This is a genomic window from Frankia sp. CcWB2, assembly GCF_977927585.1.
Map to the genome: position 1 here is coordinate 1 of NZ_CDWRCM010000271.1, position 4,570 is coordinate 4,570.

The 4,570-nt window shown below is 70.8% G+C and carries 3 protein-coding genes and 1 pseudogene; 3 read left to right on the top strand and 1 reads right to left on the bottom strand.

Annotation, left to right across the window (positions count from 1 at the left end; genetic code table 11):
• The 3 genes and pseudogenes from ACY45C_RS20125 to ACY45C_RS20135 all read left to right on the top strand — a co-directional run.
• A partial coding sequence (locus ACY45C_RS20125) for a group II intron maturase-specific domain-containing protein (protein WP_462189123.1) occupies positions 1 to 191 on the top strand: 191 nt, incomplete at its 5' end.
• A gap of 715 nt (positions 192 to 906) precedes the next feature.
• A pseudogene (locus ACY45C_RS20130) lies at positions 907 to 1,511 on the top strand (SAM-dependent methyltransferase); the annotation flags it as partial.
• 282 nt (positions 1,512 to 1,793) lie between these two features.
• Positions 1,794 to 2,429, top strand: a complete 636-nt coding sequence (locus ACY45C_RS20135; RefSeq protein ID WP_462189125.1) for a response regulator — start codon at positions 1,794 to 1,796, stop codon at positions 2,427 to 2,429.
• A gap of 60 nt (positions 2,430 to 2,489) precedes the next feature.
• Here the strand turns inward: ACY45C_RS20135 and ACY45C_RS20140 are convergent, their stop codons facing one another.
• Positions 2,490 to 4,265, bottom strand: a complete 1,776-nt coding sequence (locus ACY45C_RS20140) for a bifunctional aminoglycoside phosphotransferase/ATP-binding protein (protein WP_462189124.1) — start codon at positions 4,263 to 4,265, stop codon at positions 2,490 to 2,492.
• Between the last annotated feature and the right edge of the window lie 305 nt (positions 4,266 to 4,570).

Consider the following 4,570-nt stretch of genomic DNA (forward strand, 5'->3'; position numbering starts at 1 on the left):
TGTTTACCATGAAGCGAATCCGGGCACGGCTTAGTACGGAGATGCGGGACCTGCGGGGGATGAACGCGGAAGCGGTCACCCGTCGCCTGAACCCGATTATCAAAGGATGGGCCTCGTACTACCGGCCGGGTGTCTCCAGCGCGTCTTTCAGCGCCCTGGATACGCATATGTGGAAGCTTACCTACAAGTAGGCCAAGCACAGCCACCCGAAGAAGTCGAGGGACTGGATCGTCAAACAGTACTTCGGTCGTTTCAACCGCGCCAGGCAGGACCGCTGGGTTTTCGGTGACCACGTAACCGGCGGCTACCTCCAGAAGTTCTCCTGGACGACGATCGCCAGACATCATCTCGTTCCTGGAACGGCATCTCCGGATGATCCGAACCTGAGCGAGTACTGGAATGAACGGCGACGCAAGAGCAAACCTCCGCTCAGTCCGGGCAATCTACGGCTGCTCTCACAGCAGCACGGCCGCTGCCCAATCTGCCGAGGACTTCTCTTGCACGTCAGGGGACGTAATGAAGTAACAAATACGTGATCGAGAGCATCATCGCAGGTCACAGGCCTGTGGAGGGTTCGAAACGCGCAAGTTATTTCATTTCGACTCCTCAGAAGCGAGCCCAACAGCCCCCAGGAATGGGAACAGTGGCTTGCCGGGACACGAAAGGAGATCAACCGACAATCGATCGCCCTCAGCCCCGAATCCGGCACGCCGGACGTATCCTCTGCTCACCGCCTCGTGCACACCCACTGCGCCCGACGGCTACCCACCGACGAGCGCGTCGAAACAGCACCTTCGCAGCCTGCGAGCCCCCGGGCTTGCTTGAGCCGTGTGCGTCGTGAGGCGCACGCACGGTTCTGAGGGGGCGGGGGCACAGCAATGTGCCCTCGCTACCCGACACTACTACCTGGGCGGCAAGGACAACTTCCCCGCTGATCGGGAGGCGGCCGAGCAGGCACGGGCCGCCTTCCCGGGCGCCAGCACCGCCGCGGTGGAGAACCGGGCCTCGCCCCGGACGCCCGGATCGTCTACACCGACAACGACCCGATCGTGCTCGCCCACGCTCGCGCCCTGCTCGCCAGCACCCCCGAGGGCCGCACCGCCTACCTCGACGCGGATCTGCGCGACCCGGAGCGCATTCTGGCCGCCCCGGAACTGCGCGACACCCTCGACCTGACCCAGCCAGTCGCCCTGTCCCTGATCGCGATCTTTCATTTTATCCCCGACGCGGATGACCCCTACGGCGTCCTCGGCCGGCTGCTGGCGGCCCTGCCGTCGGGCAGTTATCTGGCGCTCACCCACGCCACCGCCGACGTCAACCCCGGCATGGAGCAGCTCTTCACCACGTACCGCTCCCGGGGCATCCCCGGGCAGCACCGCACTCGGGCCGAAGTGGAACGGTTCTTTGCCGGCCTGGAGCTCATCGACCCCGGAGTGGAGATGGTCCCTCGGTGGCGGCCGGAGGAGCCCGCCGCCGAGGGCGAGGTGCCGACCGATGCCGAGGTCAGTGTCTGCCGACCGATGCCGAGGTCAGTGTCTACGGCGGCGTCGCCCGCCTCGGGTAACCGCCTCGGGTAGCCACCGGCTCTCACCGGTTGTGCGGCCGCCAGCCGCTGCGGGCCCCGGGCCGGGGGCGGTGCGCTCACGCGGGCGGGTTCACCCGGAGGCGCCGAACGGCTCGAACGGGCCCGCAACGGGCCCGGCCGCACCCGCGCACCCTCCCGGCACCATGCCGAACCGGTCCGGGCGACGACCATGGACGGTATCGTCGGCACCGTGAGTATCGTCGACACCGTGGGCACCGTACGGGTCTTCCTCCTGGACGATCATGAGATCGTCCGGCGCGGCATCCGCGAGATGCTCTCCGAGACCGGTGACATCGAGGTCGTCGGAGAGGCGTCCACCGCGGCGGAGGCACTGCGCCGGATCCCGGCGACGAGGCCGGACGTTGCCGTGCTCGACGCCCGCCTCGAGGACGGCAACGGTATCGACGTCTGCCGGGACCTGCGCTCGGCGCATCCCGAGATCGGCTGCCTGATCCTCACCTCCTACGACGACGATGACGCCCTGTTCGCCGCCATCATGGCCGGGGCCGCCGGCTACCTGCTCAAGCAGATCAGGGGCACGGACTTGGTCGGCGCCATCCGGACGATCGCCGCGGGCCGTTCCCTGCTCGACCCGGCCGTCACCCAGCGGGTCCTCACCCGGTTGCGGGAGGGCCCGGCCGAGGACCGCAAGCTTGCCACCCTCGGCGAGCGGGAACGCCAGATCCTCGTCCTCATCGCGGAGGGGCTGACCAACCGGCAGATCGCCGGGCGGATTCACCTGTCCGAGAAGACGGTGAAGAACTACGTCTCGGCCATCCTGGAGAAGCTAGAGCTGTCCAGCCGCACCCAGGCCGCCGTGTACGCCACCCGCATCGAGAAGTGACGGCGCCCTGAAACGCGACGGCGCCGCGCGGGATGGTCACACCGGACCCACCGGGCGGCGTCAGTCCAGGTGGGCGAGAACCGTCTGCAGGGCCTCGGCGACCGGGACGGCGGTGCGTACCACCGTCGCCGACGGCCAGGGGTCGGCGCGGGCCGCCATCGCCCGGTGGATGGCCATCGTCGCCTCCGACGGATCGGTGCCCGCGGCGGCGCGGCGGCCGATCCGGGCAGCCGCCACCTCCGGTGCCGTCACGCAGTGCAGCTCCACCAGGTCGGCGCAGACGCTTGCGGCGAGCTCGGCGGCGGCCCGGCGGTGACGCGCGCTCGACCAGGAGGCGTCCAGCACCACCCGTTCCCCGCGGGCGAGAGCCGCCCCGGCGCGGCGCAGCATCTCGGCGTACGTCGCGTCGGTGATCTCGGGGGCGTAGCGCCCGGTGCCGAACCGCGGGTCGGAGGTCGCGGGGTCGCCGTCCGCGACCGGCCCGCCCGCCGGCGCGACGCCCACCGCGCCCACCGCGCCGGTACCGGCGTCGCGGCGGGCTCCGGTTCCGTGGGCTCCGGTTCTCGTGGCGGTGCCGCCGGCGTTGCGCAGGGCACTGGCGTACCCGCCGGCGGTGGTGTCCGCAGCCGGCCCGCCCTCACGCAGAGGCATCCCGGTCAACTCCTGGCGGATCACGTCGGAGCGCAGCAGCACCCAGCCGTCACCGACCCCGGCCAGCCTGCCGGCCAGGGTCGTCTTGCCCGTCCCGGGCAGCCCGCCGACCACGACGAGCTGGACCCGGCCGGCCCGCAGGTGACGGTGGGCGACGGCCAGCAGCCGGCGGGCCTCCTCGGCCGCGTCGGGATCACCCTGCCCGCCCCGGATACAGGTCACCTTCGCCCGGACGAACGCCCGGTAGGCGACGTAGAGATGCTGCAACGACCGCGGGTGCACCTCGCCGCTGAACTCCCGGTAGGCGTCGAGGAACTCGGCGGCCTCCTCCGGCGCGCCGAGGCGTTCCAGATCCATCGCCAGGAACGCGACGTCACCGAGGACGTCACCGAAGCGCAGCCGCGGGTCGAACTCGATGCAGTCGAGGATGCGGGGTCCGTCGTCGAGGCAGTAGATGTCGTCGGCGAGCAGGTCGCCATGCCCGTCGCGGATCCACCCGGCGCGCACCCGATCGCCGAGCAGCGTCTCCCGGCCGGCCAGGTAGCGCAGCGCCAGTTCGCCGATCTCGTCGACCACCGCCGCGTCCAGCAGGGTGCCGCGGTAGGGGGAGATGCCTTCCAGACCCTCCCGCCACAGCCCCTCCAGGGTCGCCCGGTGCCCCGCCACCGCGATCTCCGGTGAGGTCTCGCACCGCTGGTGGAACACCGCCAGCGCCCGGGCGACCGTGCGCAGTGCCGGGCCGACCCGGCTGCGCCGGCGGACGAGGGTGGACAGCCGCCGACTCGCCGGCATCCGCCGCATCACGACCAGGTGGTCGATCACCTCACCGGTGTCGTCGAGGAGATCAGCGACCCCCAGGTAGACGTCGGGGGCCAGCCGGCGGTTGAGCGCGACCTCCGACCGGCAGACCGACTCCCGGGTGCGGCGGTCGGTGAAGTCGAGGAAGCCCAGGTTCACCGGCTTCTTGCGCTTGTACACGCGATCGGCGGCCAGGTGCAGCGTGGCGCTGTGCGTCTCGTAGGTCTCGAACGTCTCCAGCTCGGACAGGTGCAGGGCGCGCAGCCGGGGCTGGGCCGGGGCTGAGGCGGGGGACGGCGGGTTCGTCGGGGACAACATCCCTCCGGCCGCGTGATGGTCGTCCGCCCCGGTGGAGGGCGTCGCATCCCGCACGTACTGGATGGTCATGGCCCCTCCAGGGGGTCGCGTGGCAGGTCTGGCACGGCGGTCGACGCTCGTCGCACCGCGTCGGACGGTCGGACGGTCGGACGGGTGACGCCGGCGGTGTGGACAGATGAACGCCGACGCCCGATGGCTCCGAACATCATCGTCGCCGTCGGCGAGCATCCTCGCGACCGCCAGAGGTTGCCTACCCGGGGGCCCTTCGGACCATTCGTGGTGGACGTCCGACCCGACCCGGGCCACACCCGCCAGCGGGTCACCGGATCCGCTGCGCCCGCCCGGTCACCGCACGGTCGGCCGGTACCGCACGG